General features: G+C 72.8%; 13 protein-coding genes. 11 read left to right on the forward strand and 2 right to left on the reverse strand.

Annotated elements, in window-relative coordinates:
• Positions 1–78 precede the first annotated feature (78 nt).
• The 5 genes from B124_RS08995 (at position 79) to B124_RS09015 (ending at position 6,480) form a co-directional block, all read left to right on the forward strand.
• The gene (locus B124_RS08995; RefSeq protein WP_496502171.1) at positions 79–921 is read left to right on the forward strand and encodes a nitrilase-related carbon-nitrogen hydrolase; all 843 of its coding nucleotides are present in this window, start codon (positions 79–81) and stop codon (positions 919–921) included.
• A gap of 65 nt (positions 922–986) precedes the next feature.
• Positions 987–2,219, forward strand: a complete 1,233-nt coding sequence (locus tag B124_RS09000; protein ID WP_496502280.1) for an aspartate aminotransferase family protein — start codon at positions 987–989, stop codon at positions 2,217–2,219.
• Positions 2,220–2,426: 207 nt separating this feature from the next.
• Positions 2,427–3,827 carry a dihydropyrimidinase gene (gene hydA, locus B124_RS09005; RefSeq protein ID WP_496502172.1) on the forward strand — a complete coding sequence of 467 codons (1,401 nt, stop codon included), beginning with the start codon at positions 2,427–2,429 and terminating at the stop codon, positions 3,825–3,827.
• A 51-nt stretch (positions 3,828–3,878) separates the two neighbouring features.
• Complete coding sequence (locus B124_RS09010; protein ID WP_496502173.1) at positions 3,879–4,898, forward strand: TIGR03842 family LLM class F420-dependent oxidoreductase; 1,020 nt, start codon at positions 3,879–3,881, stop codon at positions 4,896–4,898.
• Between the two features lie 10 nt (positions 4,899–4,908).
• The gene (locus B124_RS09015) at positions 4,909–6,480 is read left to right on the forward strand and encodes an NCS1 family nucleobase:cation symporter-1 (RefSeq protein ID WP_496502174.1); all 1,572 of its coding nucleotides are present in this window, start codon (positions 4,909–4,911) and stop codon (positions 6,478–6,480) included.
• On the opposite strand, the gene B124_RS09020 is transcribed toward B124_RS09015, so the two are convergent.
• Together B124_RS09020 and B124_RS09025 are read right to left on the reverse strand one after the other, a co-directional pair.
• A complete protein-coding gene (locus B124_RS09020) occupies positions 6,471–7,739 on the reverse strand; it encodes a sulfatase family protein (RefSeq protein WP_496502175.1) in 1,269 nt (422 codons plus the stop codon). The genes B124_RS09015 and B124_RS09020 overlap by 10 nt on opposite strands.
• A gap of 365 nt (positions 7,740–8,104) precedes the next feature.
• Positions 8,105–9,277 (reverse strand): epoxide hydrolase family protein, encoded by a 1,173-nt coding sequence (locus B124_RS09025; protein ID WP_496502176.1) that lies wholly within the window; start codon positions 9,275–9,277, stop codon positions 8,105–8,107.
• A 238-nt stretch (positions 9,278–9,515) separates the two neighbouring features.
• Here B124_RS09025 and B124_RS09030 point away from each other — a divergent pair, with 238 nt between their 5' ends.
• From B124_RS09030 to B124_RS09055, 6 genes are all read left to right on the forward strand, one after another.
• Positions 9,516–10,079: a Uma2 family endonuclease gene (locus tag B124_RS09030; protein ID WP_496502177.1), complete on the forward strand. Its 564-nt coding sequence runs from the start codon at positions 9,516–9,518 to the stop codon at positions 10,077–10,079.
• Between the two features lie 135 nt (positions 10,080–10,214).
• Positions 10,215–11,075, forward strand: a complete 861-nt coding sequence (locus B124_RS09035; protein WP_496502178.1) for an inositol monophosphatase family protein — start codon at positions 10,215–10,217, stop codon at positions 11,073–11,075.
• A gap of 93 nt (positions 11,076–11,168) precedes the next feature.
• Positions 11,169–12,584 (forward strand): phytoene desaturase family protein, encoded by a 1,416-nt coding sequence (locus B124_RS09040; protein WP_496502179.1) that lies wholly within the window; start codon positions 11,169–11,171, stop codon positions 12,582–12,584.
• Between the two features lie 125 nt (positions 12,585–12,709).
• Complete coding sequence (locus B124_RS09045) at positions 12,710–14,209, forward strand: AlkA N-terminal domain-containing protein (protein WP_496502180.1); 1,500 nt, start codon at positions 12,710–12,712, stop codon at positions 14,207–14,209.
• A 5-nt stretch (positions 14,210–14,214) separates the two neighbouring features.
• Positions 14,215–14,700, forward strand: a complete 486-nt coding sequence (locus tag B124_RS09050) for a methylated-DNA--[protein]-cysteine S-methyltransferase (protein ID WP_496502181.1) — start codon at positions 14,215–14,217, stop codon at positions 14,698–14,700.
• Positions 14,701–14,860: 160 nt separating this feature from the next.
• On the forward strand, positions 14,861–15,988 hold the full coding sequence (locus B124_RS09055) for a glycerate kinase family protein (protein WP_496502281.1): 1,128 nt from the start codon (positions 14,861–14,863) through the stop codon (positions 15,986–15,988).
• Positions 15,989–16,026: the final 38 nt, after the last annotated feature.

Below are 16,026 nucleotides of genomic sequence, written 5' to 3' on the forward strand. Positions count from 1 at the left end.
TCCGCGGCGACTTACTTTCAGACATCTGCCCCGGCTTCTACGTGCGTAGAGCCCCCGGCGTCCCGTCCGAGGAGCAGCATGGCCAACGTTGTACGCGCCGCACTCGTCCAGGCGACGTGGACCGGCGACACCGAGTCGATGATCGCGAAGCACGAGGAGCACGCGAGGACCGCCGCCGCCCGCGGTGCCCGCATCATCGGCTTCCAGGAGGTCTTCAACGCCCCCTACTTCTGCCAGGTGCAGGAGCCCGAGCACTACCGCTGGGCCGAGCCCGTGCCGGACGGACCCACCGTCGTGCGCATGCAGGCGCTCGCCCGCGAGACCGGCATGGTCGTGGTGGTCCCCGTCTTCGAGATCGAGCAGTCCGGCTTCTACTACAACACCGCCGTCGTCATCGACGCCGACGGCACGGTGCTCGGCAAGTACCGCAAGCACCACATCCCGCAGGTCAAGGGCTTCTGGGAGAAGTACTACTTCAAGCCGGGCAACGCCGGCTGGCCGGTCTTCGACACCGCCGTCGGCAAGGTCGGGGTCTACATCTGCTACGACCGGCACTTCCCGGAGGGCTGGCGCGCCCTCGGCCTGGCCGGCGCCCAGCTCGTCTACAACCCCTCCGCGACCTCCCGCGGGCTGTCGGCGTACCTGTGGCAACTGGAGCAGCCCGCGGCGGCCGTCGCCAACGAGTACTTCATCGCCGCCATCAACCGCGTCGGCGTCGAGGAGTACGGCGACAACGACTTCTACGGCACGAGCTACTTCGTCGACCCCCGCGGCCAGTTCGTCGGCGACGTCGCGAGCGACAAGGAGGAGGAACTGGTGGTGCGCGACCTGGACTTCGGCATGATCGAGGAGGTCCGGCAGCAGTGGGCCTTCTACCGGGACCGCCGCCCGGACGCGTACGAGGACCTGGTGCAGCCGTGAGCGCGCACGACGGCGGCGTACACCGCGACCTGCTCGCCCGGCACCGGGCCGTCCTGCCCGACTGGATGGCGCTCTACTACGCCGACCCCATCGAGATCACCCACGGCGAGGGCCGGCACGTCTGGGACGCCGAGGGCAACCGCTACCTCGACTTCTTCGGCGGCATCCTCACCACCATGACCGCCCACGCCCTCCCCGAGGTCACCAAGGCGGTCGCCGAGCAGGCCGGCCGCATCCTGCACACCTCCACGCTCTACCTCAACCGCCCCATGGTGGAGCTGGCCGAGCGCATCGCGCAGTTGTCCGGCATCCCCGACGCGCGGGTGTTCTTCACCACCTCCGGCACCGAGGCCAACGACACGGCGCTGCTGCTGGCGAGCACGTACCGCGGCTCCAACCAGGTGCTGGCCATGCGCAACAGCTACCACGGCCGCTCCTTCACCGCGGTCGGCATCACCGGCAACCGCGCCTGGTCGCCGACCAGCCTCTCCCCGCTGCAGACCCTCTACGTCCACGGCGGCATCCGCGGCAGCGGCCCCTTCGCGCACCTCGACGACGCCGCGTTCGTCGACGCCTGCGTCGCCGACCTGCGCGACATGCTCTCCCAGACCCGCGGCGTCGCCGCCCTCATCGCCGAGCCCATCCAGGGCGTCGGCGGCTTCACCTCCCCGCCCGACGGCCTGTACGCGGCGTTCCGCGAGGTGCTCGCCGAGGAGGGCATCCTGTGGATCACGGACGAGGTGCAGTCCGGCTGGGGCCGCACCGGCGACCACTTCTGGGGCTGGCAGGCACACGCCGGCAACGGCCCGCCCGACATGCTCACCTTCGCCAAGGGCATCGGCAACGGCGCCTCCATCGGCGGCGTCGTCGCCCGCGCCGAGATCATGAACTGCCTGGACGCCAACTCCCTGTCCACCTTCGGCGGCAGCCCGGTCACCATGGCCGCGGGCCTGGCCAACCTCGGCTACGTCCTGGAGCACGACCTCCAGGGCAACGCCCGCCGCGTCGGCGGGCTGCTCATCGAGCGGCTGCGGGCCGCCACGGCGGGCCTCGCCTCGGTGCGTGAGGTACGCGGCCGGGGCCTGATGATCGGCATCGAGCTGGCCACCCCCGGGCACGCCGCGGCGGTGCTGGAGCACGCCCGCGCCGGCGGACTGCTCGTCGGCCGCGGCAAGTTCGGCGAGACGCTGCGCATCGCGCCGCCGCTGTCGCTGACCGTCGCCGAGGCGGAGGAGGGGGCGGCCGTCCTCGAACGCGCCCTGCACGCCGCCGACGCGGAGACCGCCGGCGGCGGATGAGAGGGCACCCCGGCCGCGGGACCGGCTGCCGCCCGCGCGGCCGGTCCCGAACCCGGTCGGCGCCCCGCCCGCGGCACGCGGGTCCTGCCCGCCGGCTGCCGCGGTGTTGCCGACCGCGGTGCCATGCTTCTACCGTCTTCGCACGCAACAGGACTCTACGGGTGTAGACCCCTGGTGACATCGCATCACCGGAAGGGAGCGCAGGTCGTGAGCCGCACAGTCATCACCGGCGGGCTGGTCATCACCGCCGCCGACGAGATCCACGCCGACGTGCTCGTCGAGGACGGCCGCGTCGTCGCCCTCGCCGCGCACGGCAGCGACGCCGCCGCCGGCTGGCGTGCCGGCGCCACCGAGATCGACGCCGCCGGCAAGTACGTCATCCCGGGCGGGGTCGACGCCCACACGCACATGGAGATGCCCTTCGGCGGCACCTTCGCCTCGGACACGTTCGAGACGGGCACCCGCGCCGCCGCCTGGGGCGGCACGACGACCATCGTGGACTTCGCCATCCAGCAGCAGGGCAAGGCGCTGCGCGAGGGCCTGGACGCCTGGCACGCCAAGGCCGACGCCCAGTGCAGCGTCGACTACGCCTTCCACATGATCCTCTCCGACGTCAACGAGCGCACCCTCAAGCAGATGGACGGCCTGGTCGAGGAGGGCGTGACCTCCTTCAAGCTGTTCATGGCCTACCCGGGCGTCTTCTACAGCGACGACGGCCAGATCCTGCGCGCCATGCAGCGCGCCGCCGGCAACGGCGGGCTGATCATGATGCACGCCGAGAACGGCATCGCCATCGACGTCCTCGTCGAACAGGCCCTGCAGGCCGGCCGGACCGACCCGCGCTACCACGGCGAGGTGCGCAAGGCCCTGCTGGAGTCCGAGGCCACCCACCGCGCCATCCAGCTCGCCCGGGTCGCCGGCAGCCCGCTGTACGTCGTGCACGTCTCCGCCGAGGAGGCCCTCGCCGAGCTGGCCCGCGCCCGCGACCTCGGCCTGCCGGTCTTCGGCGAGACCTGCCCGCAGTACCTGTTCCTGTCCACCGACAACCTCGCGGAACCGGACTTCGAGGGCGCCAAGTACGTCTGCTCCACCCCGCTGCGCCCCCGCGAGCACCAGGCCGCCCTCTGGCGCGGGCTGCGCACCGACGACCTCCAGGTCGTCTCCACCGACCACTGCCCCTTCTGCTTCACGGACCAGAAGGAAATGGGCCGCGGCGACTTCTCCAAGATCCCCAACGGGATGCCGGGCGTGGAGAACCGGATGGACCTCCTCCACCAGGCCGTGCTCGACGGGCACCTCACCCGCCGCCGCTGGATCGACATCGCCTGCGCCACCCCCGCGCGGATGTTCGGCCTCTACCCCCGCAAGGGCACCATCGCCCCCGGCTCCGACGCCGACATCGTCATCTACGACCCCGCGCCCCCCCAGACGCTCTCCGCCGCCACCCACCACATGAACGTCGACTACTCGGCGTACGAGGGCAAGGAGATCACCGGCCGGGTCGAGACCGTGCTCTCCCGCGGCGAAGCGGTCGTCAAGGCACGCGAGTTCACCGGCCACGCGGGACACGGCCAGTACATCCCGCGCGGCACCTGCCAGTTCCTGTAGAAACCAGCCACCAGACCCACATCTCCGGCATCGTTCCCAAAGGGGGCCGAAGTGGATTTCGGACTCGTGCTGCAGACCGACCCGCCCGCATCCGCCGTCGTCGGCCTCATGCGCCGCGCCGAGCGCAACGGCTTCCGCTACGGCTGGACGTTCGACTCCACCGTCCTGTGGCAGGAGCCCTACGTCATCTACAGCCGCATCCTGGAGCACACCGACCGGCTCACCGTCGGCCCCATGGTCACCAACCCGGGCACCCGCGCCTGGGAGGTCACCGCCTCCTCCTTCGCCACCCTCAACGAGATGTACGGCAACCGCACCGTCTGCGGCATCGGCCGCGGCGACTCCGCCATGCGCGTCGCCGGCCGCCCGCCGGGCACCCTGGCCCGCCTCGGCGACGCCATCCGCGCCATCCGCGACCTCGCCGAGGGCCGCGAGGCCGTCGTCGACCGCGAGTCCGGCACCACGCTGAAGCTGCCGTGGGTCGAGAACGGCCGGCTGCCGGTGTGGATGGCGGCGTACGGGCCGAAGGCGCTGGCGCTCGCCGGGCAGGTCGCGGACGGCTTCATCCTGCAACTGTCCGACGTCTACCTCACGGAGTTCATGGTCAAGGCCGTCCGCACCGCCGCCGCCCAGGCCGGCCGCGACCCGGACGACCTGACGATCTGCGTCGCCGCCCCCGCGTACGTCACGGACGGCACCCCCGAGGCGCTGGCGCACGCGCGCGAGCAGTGCCGCTGGTTCGGCGGCATGGTCGGCAACCACGTCGCCGACCTCGTCGACCGCTACGGCGAGCACTCCGACGTCGTCCCCGAGGCGCTGACCGCGTACGTCAAGCAGCGCCAGGGCTACGACTACTCCCACCACGGCCGCGCCGGAAACCCCTCCACCGACTTCGTCCCCGACGACATCGTGGACCGCTTCTGCATCCTGGGCCCGGTCGAGGCCCATCTGGAGAAGCTGCGCCGGCTGCGGGAGCTGGGCGTGGACCAGTTCGCGATCTACGCGATGCACGACGCGAAGGAGTCCACCATCGACGCGTACGGGAAGCACGTCATCCCGGCGCTGGACTGAAGGAGCGGCCATGGCCTCCGACGCCGCCTCACCCCCGTACCCCGGACCTCCGCCCGCCGACGGCCGGGTGGAGCTGTCCCCCGCCGACGACATCGCCGGCAGCCCCTACGCCAACGGCGACCTGCTCCCCGTCCCGGCCGCCAAGCGCACCTGGACCACGTACAACTTCGCCGCCCTGTGGATCGGCATGTCGGTCAACGTGCCGACCTGGACCCTGGCCGCCGGGCTCGTCGCGCTGGGCATGGACTGGAAGCAGGCCGTCCTCACCATCGCCCTGGCGAACGTCATCGTGCTGCTGCCGATGCTGCTGACCGGGCACGCGGGCCCGAAGTACGGGATCCCCTTCCCCGTCCTGGCCCGCTCGTCCTTCGGCGTGGTCGGCGCCAACCTGCCCGCGCTGCTGCGCGGCGTCGTCGCCTGCGCCTGGTTCGGCATCCAGACCTGGATCGGCGGCCAGGCGATCTACTTCCTGGCCGGGAAGATCTTCGGGGCCGGCAGTTGGTGGGCCGACGCCGGCTCGTGGGGCGGCTATCCGTGGCCGCAGTGGCTGTGCTTCGTCCTCTTCTGGCTCATCGAGGTAGCGATCATCCTCTTCGGCATGGAGGGGGTGAAGAAGCTGGAGAACTGGGCCGCCCCGCTGATGCTCGCGGGCGCGGTCGCGCTGCTGATATGGATCGCCGACCAGGCCGGCGGCTTCGGCCCGCTCCTCGACGAGCCGTCGCAACTGGGCTGGGGCGCCGACTTCTGGACGAAGTTCTTCCCCGCGCTCATGGGCATGATCGGCTTCTGGTCGACGCTGTCGCTGAACATCCCGGACTTCACCCGCTTCGGCGCCGGCCAGCGCGCGCAGATATGGGGCCAGTCGCTCGGACTGCCCACCACGATGGCCGCGTTCGCGCTGCTGTCCGTGCTGGTCACCTCGGGCTCGCAGGCGGTGTACGGCAAGCCGATCTGGGAGCCGGCGGAGCTGGCCGCGCGCATGGACTCCAAACTGGGCGTCGCCTTCGCCCTGTTCGTCATCCTGCTCGCCACGCTGACGACGAACGTCGCGGCCAACCTGGTCTCTCCCGCGTACGACCTGTCCAACCTGGCGCCGAAGGCCATCAGCTTCCGCACCGGATCGCTGATCGCCTGCGCCGCGGGCATGCTGATGTTCCCCTGGGAACTGATCGCCAACCCGGACATCTACATCTTCGTCTGGCTCGGCACCTACGGCGGCCTGCTGGGCGCCGTCGCCGGCGTCCTGATCGCCGACTACTGGCTCGTCCGCCGCACGGTGCTCGACCTGCCCGGCCTGTACCGCCGCGACGGCGCGTACTGGTACGCGGGCGGCTGGAACTGGCGCGGCGTCGTGGCCTTCGCGGCCGGCGGCCTGCTCGCCGTCGGCGGCTCCCACACGGACGCGGGCGCGTCCGGCCCGTACCCCGAGGACGGGCTGATCCCGTTCCTCAAGCCGCTGGCGGACTACGGCTGGGCGGTGGGCCTGGGCGCGTCGCTGATCCTGTACACCCTGCTGATGTCCGGCGTGCGGGAGAAGGCGGTCACAACCGGGCCCGGGTGGGCGCGGGGGAGTCAACCGTAGTACTCGACGGTGTCCCAGAAGCCGGTCCGCGGGTCGGCGGCGCGCGGGTCGTCGGTTCGGAGCATCCAGTCCTGCAGTTGCTCCGAGAGCCGGGTCTTCACCGCGGCACGTTCGGGGTGCTCCGCGAGGTTTTCCAGGCTGTGCGGATCGGATTCGAGGTCGTAGAGCTCCTCCTTGGGCCGCTTGCCGGTGGCCAGATGAAATGCCTTGGCGAATTCCGGCCGGTGCCGGTTCTCCAGGAGCTGTGTCTTGGTGGGGCCCGCGTCGATGTCGGCGAAGATCCCACGGTCGGGCGAGGGGGGCTGCGGGTCGCCGGCAGGCCAGCGCTCCGGGAAGAAGTTGCGGATATACAGCCACCTGGGCGTCCGCAGGGCACGGACGGGGTACGAGAGATTCCCTTCCCGGGCGAAGGAGTGCCGCTCGCGCTCGATGACGACGAACTCGCGCTCGGCGGCTGTGCCCGAGAGCGCCGGCAGCAGCGACTGCCCCGTCATCGCCGGCGGCGTGGGCAGCTCGGCGGCGTGGAGGAAGGTGGGAGCGAGATCACTCAGCACCGTCAGGCGGTCGACCACTGTTCCCGGGGCGACCCGGCCCGGCCAGCGGATCGCGAGCGGCACGCGGCTACCGGCGTCGTAGGTGTTGCACTTGCCCCGTGGCCAGGGCCAGCCGTGGTCTCCGGTCATCACCACGATCGTGTTCTCGGCGAGCCCACGCTCGTCCAGCAGCTTCAGGGCATCGCCGACCTGGCGGTCGAAGCGTTGCACTTCGGCCAGGTAGTTGACGGCGTCGGCGCGGATCTCCGGCGTGTCCGGGAGATACGGCGGAATGTCCACGGAGCCCGGGTCGATGCCGGACTGCTCGCCCAGCGCGGGGTCGTACGGCCGGTGTGGATCGGAGGAGCCGAACCAGAAGCAGAACGGCGTCCCCTCCGGCTGCTGTTGGAGAAACTCGCCGAACGACGGGAAGGCCGGGCCCGCCGGGTCGTGCGGCCACTGCGGAAACACGCCGGGGCCGTAGCCCTTGCGTATTCGCCCGATACGGTACCCCGCCCGCCCGAGGAGGTCCGGGTACACATCGAAGGTGGCCGGGAGCTCGGACCACAGGTTCGCTCCCGCCCCGAGGCGGTGCGGCGCCTGGCCGGTGAGGATCGCGTTCCGTGACGCCGTGCACGAGGGGGCCGCGCAGAACGCGCGTGTGAACAGCGCGCCTTCTGCGGCGAGCCGGTCGAACGTCGGCGTCAGCGCAGAGGTGGACGCCACGGGGGCAAACTCCGGGTAACCCTCAGGCCAAACGCGAACAAATCGCCCACTGGACCCGAGTTTCGCTCCTCTACGCGCACCCGCACCCCCTCAAGCGCGCCGACCGCCATCCGAACCACCTCGATGAACACTGCCGTGGCAAACTCGCGGTAACCCACCCCCAAAACCGGGCCAAATCGCCCATGCAGCCCGACTTTTGCCTACCGGCGCGCACCCAACCGCCCCGGGAGGGGCCACGATCGCCTTCGAGTCACGCTTCGGGTCTGGCGGTTCGGGGGCAGCGCCGTTTTCTTCCGAGGCCGGTGGATTTTGGCGGGGCGCCGGGCCCGGTCAGGTGATGGCCGGGCGCCGGCGCTCCGCCGTGTTCACCGGTGGGCGGCCAGCACGGCCGCCAGGCCCTCCTGCGTATCCCTGACGAAGTACTCGGGAACCTCCAGCGCCGGGAAGTGCCCCCCGCGGTCGGCCACCTGCCACCGGACGATCTGCCGGTACCGCTCCTGCGCCCAGGGGCGCGGGCACTTCTCGACGTCGTGGGGGTATCCGGTGATCGCTGACGGCACGTCGACGCGGAGTGCGGGGTCCAGCGCGTTGTGGCTCTCGTAGTAGATGCGGGCCGCCGACGCGCCGGTCCGCGTCAGCCAGTACAGGGTGACGTCGTCGAGGATGCGGTCCCTGGAGATCGTCTCGAACGGGCTGTCCTCGGTGTCCGACCACTCGGCGAACTTGTCGAGGATCCAGGCGAGCAGCCCGACCGGTGAGTCGACGAGCGAGTAGCCGATAGTCTGCGGCCGGGTCGCCTGCTGCTTCGCGTACGCCGCGCGGTTGCGCCAGAAGTCGCGGGTCTCCTCGGCCCACCGGCGCTCGACCGCCGTCAGCCCGTCCGTCGTCAGCCCGGGCGGTCCCTCCGCGAACGTCGTGTGGATGCCGAGGACGTGTGCCGGGAACCTGCCGCCGAGGACGGTGGTGATGTTGCCTCCCCAGTCGCCGCCGTGGGCCGCGAACTCGTCGTAGCCGAGCCGTCCCATCAGCTCCACCCAGGCCGCCGCGATCTTCTCGGTTCCCCACCCGGTGGTGGCCGGCCTGTCGCTGTAGCCGAAGCCCGGCAGCGAGGGAGCAACGACGTGGAACGCCGGCGCGTCCGGGTCCTCCGGGTCCGCCAGCTCCTCGATGACGTCGATGAACCGGACGACGCTGTCCGGCCAGCCGTGCGTCATGATCAGGGGGGTGGCGTCCGTGCGCGCGGACCGGCGGTGCAGGAAGTGGATTCCCAGACCGTCGATGGTCGTACGGAACTGGCCGATCCGGTCCAGGCGCTCTTCGAACGGCCGCCAGTCGTACCCGGTGCGCCAGTAGTCCACGACATCGACGAGGTCGGCGAGCGGAACGCCCTGCTCCCAGCGGCGCGGCCCTGCCGCGGCGCCGTAGACCGTCTCGGCCTCCGGCAGCCGCGCCGCGGCCAGTCGTGCCCGCAGCTCGTCGAGGTCGGCGTCGCTTGCGCGGGCTTCGAATGCCTGCACGTCGCTGGTCGTACGGGGCACGAGACCTCCTGGCAGTCGCGGAACCGGCTAAAACGGTTCTCACAGTAGTCGTCGCCCGGGAAGTCGTACCCGGCCTCCTTCATCCCGGTGAGAATCATGCCTCCTCTGGTTGGTCGCGTGTTCGGAGTCTCACTCGTGGCGGCGAAAGCCCGCGTCAGCAGGTGAGTGCGCCCGTATGCTGGGCGTGTACCGCCTGCCGGCACCCACGGCTGCCGAGCGGGCGAGGAGGTGAAGGGACATGAGCGTTGCCAGCGACCACACGGGGCCCTGGACCGTCGCCGACGTCCTTGCCCTGCCCGAAGACCGCACCATGCGCTACGAACTGCTCGGGGAGTCCCTCGTCATGTCCCCCGCACCCGGCATCCGCCACCAGCGGGCTTCGCTCCGGCTCGCTATGATCCTCCATGCGGCGGCCACGGCTGCCAAGGCGCCGGTCGAGGTACTGGAAACCATCAACGTCGTACTACCCTCCGGTCTCGTCGTCCCTGACCTCGTAGTGACCGACGCCGGCGCGACCGCCGATGACGGCGTCAGCGTCGATGCCGACGGTGTGCAGCTTGTGGCCGAGCTTGTCTCTCCCGGCAACCGCACCATGGACCGCAAGTTCAAGCCCATGCTCTACGCCGAGGCCGCCATCCCGCACTTCTGGCGACTTGAGTTCGACCCGGCGCCCATGCTCGTCGTCTACGAGCTGGAAGGCGGCCGGTACGTGGAGCGGACGACCGCGCTCGCGGGCGCGACCACACACCTGAACGACCCGTTCCCGGTCGACATCGATCCAGCCGGACTCTCCCGCCAGTAGGTGCTGCCTGACGGCCACGCCGACGGCAACCGGACCAGCCTTCGACCGTTCGGGGGCAGATTCTTCCGGAATCCGCAGAATGGTGCATCCTCTCCGCATTCCCGGTCCGGGGTCGCCGCATGGTTCGATGGACATATGATCGAAGACTTCGTGGTGTCCGCCGACGCCCTCGACCGGGTCGAGGACGCCCTGCGCAAGGCGGCGGCCGAAGAGGTCATGCCCCGCTTCCGCCAGCTCGGCGCGGACGAGATCATGCAGAAGGACGGCCCCCACGACCTCGTCACCGTCGCCGACCAGGCCGCGGAGCTGCACCTGGAGCGCGCGCTGACCGCGCTGCTGCCCGGGTCCGTGCTCGTCGGCGAGGAGGGCACGCACGCCGACCCCGGGCGGCTCGGCGCGCTGCGCGGGGACGCGCCCGTGTGGATCGTGGACCCCGTGGACGGCACCGGGCAGTTCGTCCGCGGCGAGCCCGGCTTCTGCATGCTGGTCGCCCTCGCGCACCGCGGCGAGGTGCTCGCCTCCTGGACGTACCTGCCGGCCAAGGACGTCATGGCCGTCGCCCGCCGCGGCGGCGGCGCGCACCTCGCCGGCGGCGGGGAGCTGCACAGCGGTGCGCCCGAGCCCGGGCACGAGCTGCTGGTCTCCGTCTCCCACCACGACTTCACCACCGACGCCGAAAAGCGCGCCCTGGCCCGTCTCGACGTGCCCGGGGTACGGGCCCGGCCCTGCGGCTCCGCCGGCCACGCCTATCTGGCCGTCGCCTGCGGCGAGATCGACGCCGTCGCGTTCTCCTGGGAGCTGCCCTGGGACCACGCCGCGGGCCTGCTGCTCGTCACCGAGGCGGGCGGCGCCAGCGGTACGGTCGCGGGGGAGGCGTTCCGCGTGGCCGGCGGCAACGCCCTTCCGTTCACCGCGGCGCGGGACGCCGGGACGGCACGTCATATCCTTGCCCTGCTGGCCGGACCGGACCGCGGCGCACCCGGGGCGGCGCCCTAGGCTTCCGCGGGAGGAGGCCCGGCCGGTGCCCGGCCCCGGATGTCCTCTACAGGGCCCTGGCCGCAGTCAGCGACGACGGGAGTGGCGAGGCGGATGACGACGCTGGTCGACGTGGTGGTCGTAGGCGCGGGGCCCAACGGGCTGACCGCCGCCGTCGAACTCGCCCGCCGCGGTTTCACGGTCGAGGTCTTCGAGGCCCGCGACACCATCGGCGGCGGCGCGAGCACCGCCGAGCTGACCCTGCCGGGCTTCCGGCACGACCCCTGCTCGGCCGCCCACCCCTTCGGCATCGGCTCCCCGGTCTTCAGCGAACTCCCGCTGGCCGACCACGGCTTGGCGTGGGTGCACAGCGAACTGCCCATGGCGCACCCGTTCCCCGACGGCTCCGCGGCCGTGCTCTCCCGCTCCGTGAGCGAGACGGCCCGCTCGCTCGGCAGCCGCGACGCCGGCGTCTACCGGCGGCTGGTCGAGCCGTTCCTCGGCAAGTGGGAGACGCTGTCCTGGGACTTCTTCACCGCCTCGCTGCGCTCCGTGCCCCGCGACCCCGTCACCCTGCTGCGGCTCGGGCAGCTCGCCATGCCCGCGTCGCTGCTGAACCGCCGCTTCCACGGCGAGCACGCCCGCGGCATGATCGCCGGCCTCGCCGCGCACGCCATCGCGCCGCTGCACACGCCGATCACCGCGGCCATGGCGCTGACCTTCGCGCTCGCCGGCCACGCCGTCGGCTGGCCGGTGGCCCGCGGCGGCTCGCAGGCCATCTCCGACGCGCTCGCGGCGTACCTGCGCGAGCTGGGCGGCCAGATCCACACCGGGGTCGAGGTCAAGCGGCTGGACGAGCTGCCGCCGGCGCGCGCATACGTCTTCGACACGACGCCGACCGCGCTGGCCCGCATCGCCGGCCTCGGCGGCGCGTACGACGGCTTCCGCTACGGCCCCTCCGTCTTCAAGATCGACTACGCCCTGGACGGGCCCATGCCGTGGACCTCCGAGGAGGCGCGGCGCGCCACGACCGTGCACATCGGGCCCACCGAGGGCGAGATCGGCGCGGCCCTCGACGCCGCCGTGCACGGCGTGCCACCCACCGTGCCGTTCCTCATCACCTGCCAGCCCACCATCGCCGACCACACCCGCGCGCCCGAGGGCAAGCACACCTTCTGGGTCTACGGCCACGTCCCCAACAGCTGGGACGGCGACGCCACCGACGCCATCGAACGGCAACTGGAGCGCTTCGCGCCCGGCTTCCGCGACCTCGTGCTGGCCCGCGCCACCGCCGGACCGCCCCAACTGGCCGCGCGCAACGCCAACTACGTCGGCGGCGACATCGCCGCCGGCGCGTTCTCCGGCATGCAGACCCTCCTGCGGCCCCGGCTCGCCCGGGTGCCGTGGGCCACGGTCCACCCGCGCGTCTTCCTGTGCTCCTCGTCCACCTACCCCGGGCCCGGGGTGCACGGGATGGGCGGCCACAACGCGGCCCGCGCGGTCTTCCGGACCCTGACGCGGTCCCGCTGACCCGGCCCCGCTGACCCGGCCCCGCTGGCGCCGGGCCCGGGAGCGGGCCGCGGGCGGCGCACCCCCCGAGGCTCATGTCGGATTCTCGCTAGCTTTCGGCCCCCGCGGTGCCCGAGTCTTGAGTCATGTTCACCGACACGGAGCGCTGCGTACGGGCCGTCCAGTCCAAGGACGCCCGCTTCGACGGCTGGTTCTTCACCGGGGTGCTGACCACCGGCATCTACTGCCGGCCAAGCTGCCCGGTCGTGCCGCCCAAGCCGCAGAACATGCGCTTCTACCCCAGCGCCGCCGCCGCCCAGCAGGCCGGCTTCCGCGCCTGCAAGCGGTGCCGCCCCGACACCAGCCCCGGCTCCCCGGAGTGGAACCACCGGGCCGACCTCACCGCCCGCGCCATGCGGCTCATCGCCGACGGCGTCGTCGACCGCGACGGCGTCGCCGGACTCGCCGCCCGGCTCGGCTACAGCACCCGGCAGGTCGAACGCCAGCTCCGCGCCGAACTCGGCGCCGGCCCGCTCGCGCTCGCCCGCGCCCAGCGCGCCCAGACCGCGCGCGTCCTCATCGAGACCTCACCGCTGCCCATGGGCGACATCGCCTTCGCTGCCGGCTTCTCCTCCATCCGCACCTTCAACGACACCGTCCAGGAGGTCTTCGCCCTCGCCCCCACCGAGCTGCGCCGCCGCGCCGCCCGCAGCCGCGCCGGCACGGACAGGACCGGCAGCACCCACCCCGGCGTCCTCACCCTCCGGCTGCCCTACCGGCAGCCGCTCACCCCCGACAACCTCTTCGGCCACCTCGTCGCCACCGCCGTACCCGGTGTCGAGGAGTGGCGCGGCGGTGCGTACCGGCGCACGCTGCGGCTCCCCTGCGGGCACGGCATCGCCGCGCTCACCCCCGGCCCTGAGCACGTCACGGCCCGGCTCGCCCTCACCGATCAGCGGGACCTGGCCATCGCCATCAGCCGCTGCCGCCGGCTGCTCGACCTCGACGCCGACCCCGTCGCCGTGGACGGGCAACTGGCCCGCGACCCCCAGCTCGCCGAGCTGATCGCCAAGGCGCCCGGGCGGCGGGTGCCGCGCACCACGGACGGCGCCGAGTTCGCCGTACGGGCCGTCCTCGGCCAGCAGGTCTCCACCGCCGCCGCCCGCACCCACGCCGGCCGGCTGGTCACCGCGTACGGCACCGAGATCGAGGACGCAGAAGGCGGACTCACCCACCTCTTCCCCGAACCCGGCGCCCTCGCCGCGCTCGACCCCGCCACCCTGGCCATGCCGCGCAGCCGGCGCACCACCCTGGCCGCGCTCGTCGCCGCACTCGCCGACGGCGGCCTCGACCTCGGCGGCGGCAGCGACTGGCAGGAAGCCCGCCGGCGGCTCGCCGAGCTGCCCGGCATCGGGCCCTGGACCGTCGAGGTCGTCGCCATGCGCGCCCTCGGCGACCCCGACGCCTTCCCGGCCACCGACCTCGGCGTCCGCAAGGCCGCCGCCGGACTCGGCCTGCCCGGCAGCCCCGCGGCCCTCATCCGCCACTCGGCCGCCTGGCGGCCCTGGCGGGCGTACGCCGTGCAGTACCTCTGGGCGGCGCCGCCCGCCGGCGACCACCCGATCAACCTGATGCCCACGGAGTGAAGGACATGCGAACGCACACCACCATCGACAGCCCCGTAGGCCCCCTCACCCTCGTCGCCGAGGACGACGACCTCGCCGGGCTCTACATGACCGACCAGCGCCACCGCCCCGCCGACGAGACCTTCGGCACCCCCGCCGACCCCGCAGAACCGCCGTTCGCGGCGGCGAGCGCGCAGCTCACCGCGTACTTCGCGGGCGAACGCACCGACTTCGACGTGCCGCTGCGGCTGGCCGGCACGCCGTTCCAGCAGCGCGTGTGGGAGCAACTGCGGCAGATCCCGTACGGCGAGACGATCTCCTACGGCGAACTCGCCGAGCGCGTCGGCAACCCCGCCGCCTCCCGCGCCGTCGGCATGGCCAACGGGCGCAACCCGGTCGGGATCATCGTCCCCTGCCACCGCGTCGTCGGCGCCAACGGCAGCCTCACCGGCTACGGCGGCGGGATCGAGCGCAAGAAGCAGCTCCTGGCGCTGGAGCAGGGGGAGGGCTGAGCGCCTGCCGCGCCGTACGGGCCCGGGAGCGGCGGACGCGCCGCCCCCGGGCCTCCCGCCGTGGTGACGTACGCAGGTGGGCACGGGGGCGGGCGTCCGGATAGGGTCGCACCGGCGTGACCAGGACCAGAGCGAGGGGCGAGAAGTGACGCAGCCAGCAGTGACCCGGGTGCTGATCGCGGCCGACAAGTTCAAGGGCTCCCTCACCGCGGCACAGGTCGCCGAGCGGGTGACCGCCGGCCTGCGCAACGTCGCGCCGGACCTCGCCGTCGAAGCGCTGCCCGTCGCGGACGGCGGCGACGGCACCGTGGCCGCGGCGCTGGCCGCGGGCTTCGAACGCCGCGAAGCGCGGGTCACCGGGCCGCTCGGCGACCCCGTCACCGCGGCGTACGCGCTGCGTGAGGGCACCGCCGTCGTCGAGATGGCCGAAGCCTCCGGGCTGCAACTGCTGCCCGCAGGCCACTTCGCGCCGCGCACCGCCACCACGTACGGCAGCGGCGAACTCCTGCGCGCGGCGCTCGACGCCGGGGCCCGGACCATCGTCTTCGGCGTCGGCGGCAGCGCGACCACCGACGGCGGCGCGGGCATGCTCGCGGCGCTGGGCGCGGTCTTCCTCGACGCCGACGGGGCGCCGGCCGGGCCCGGCGGCGGGCCGCTGGCGGGGCTGGCGCGGGCGGACCTGAGCGGCATCGACCCGCGGTTCGCCACCGTGGAACTGATCCTCGCCAGCGACGTCGACAACCCGCTGACGGGGCCGACGGGCGCGCCGGCGGTCTACGGGCCGCAGAAGGGCGCGAGCGCGGCGGACGTCGCCGCGCTGGACGCCGCCCTGGAGCGGTACGCGGAGGTGCTGGAGAAGGCCGTGGGCCCGCGGGCGGCGGAGCTGGCGCGGCAGCCGGGTGCGGGTGCGGCGGGCGGCATCGGCTACGGGGCGCTCGTCGGCCTCGGCGCGGTCTTCCGGCCCGGGATCGAGGTGCTGCTCGACGTCCTCGGCTTCGAGGCGGCGGTGGCGCGGGTGGACCTCGTGATCACGGGGGAGGGCTCGCTGGACCGGCAGACGCTGCACGGCAAGGCCCCCGCGGGGGTGGCGGCGGCGGCCCGGGCGGCGGGGAAGCGGGTGGTGGCGGTGTGCGGCGGGCTGTCGATCGACGAGGCGGCGCTGCGGGCCGCGGGGATCGAGCGGGCGTATGCGCTGTCGGCGCTGGAGCCGGACGTGGGGCGGTCGATGCGGAACGCGGGCCCGCTGCTGGAGTCGGTGGCGGAGGCCGTGGCCCGCGACTACGTGTGAGGGGTGGGGGTTGTCCCCGTCCCCGCCCCTTCCCGAAA

Source organism: Streptomyces sp. CNP082, assembly GCF_059570535.1.

What these genes read in the sequence shown, in the direction of transcription:
- B124_RS08995 (WP_496502171.1), top strand. Translation starts at nt 79, where the DNA reads ATGGCCAACGTTGTACGCGCCGCACTCGTCCAGGCGACGTGGACCGGC.
- B124_RS09000 (WP_496502280.1), top strand. Translation starts at nt 987, where the DNA reads ATGGCGCTCTACTACGCCGACCCCATCGAGATCACCCACGGCGAGGGC.
- B124_RS09015 (WP_496502174.1), top strand. Translation starts at nt 4,909, where the DNA reads ATGGCCTCCGACGCCGCCTCACCCCCGTACCCCGGACCTCCGCCCGCC.
- B124_RS09030 (WP_496502177.1), top strand. Translation starts at nt 9,516, where the DNA reads ATGAGCGTTGCCAGCGACCACACGGGGCCCTGGACCGTCGCCGACGTC.
- B124_RS09035 (WP_496502178.1), top strand. Translation starts at nt 10,215, where the DNA reads ATGATCGAAGACTTCGTGGTGTCCGCCGACGCCCTCGACCGGGTCGAG.
- B124_RS09040 (WP_496502179.1), top strand. Translation starts at nt 11,169, where the DNA reads ATGACGACGCTGGTCGACGTGGTGGTCGTAGGCGCGGGGCCCAACGGG.
- B124_RS09045 (WP_496502180.1), top strand. Translation starts at nt 12,710, where the DNA reads ATGTTCACCGACACGGAGCGCTGCGTACGGGCCGTCCAGTCCAAGGAC.
- B124_RS09050 (WP_496502181.1), top strand. Translation starts at nt 14,215, where the DNA reads ATGCGAACGCACACCACCATCGACAGCCCCGTAGGCCCCCTCACCCTC.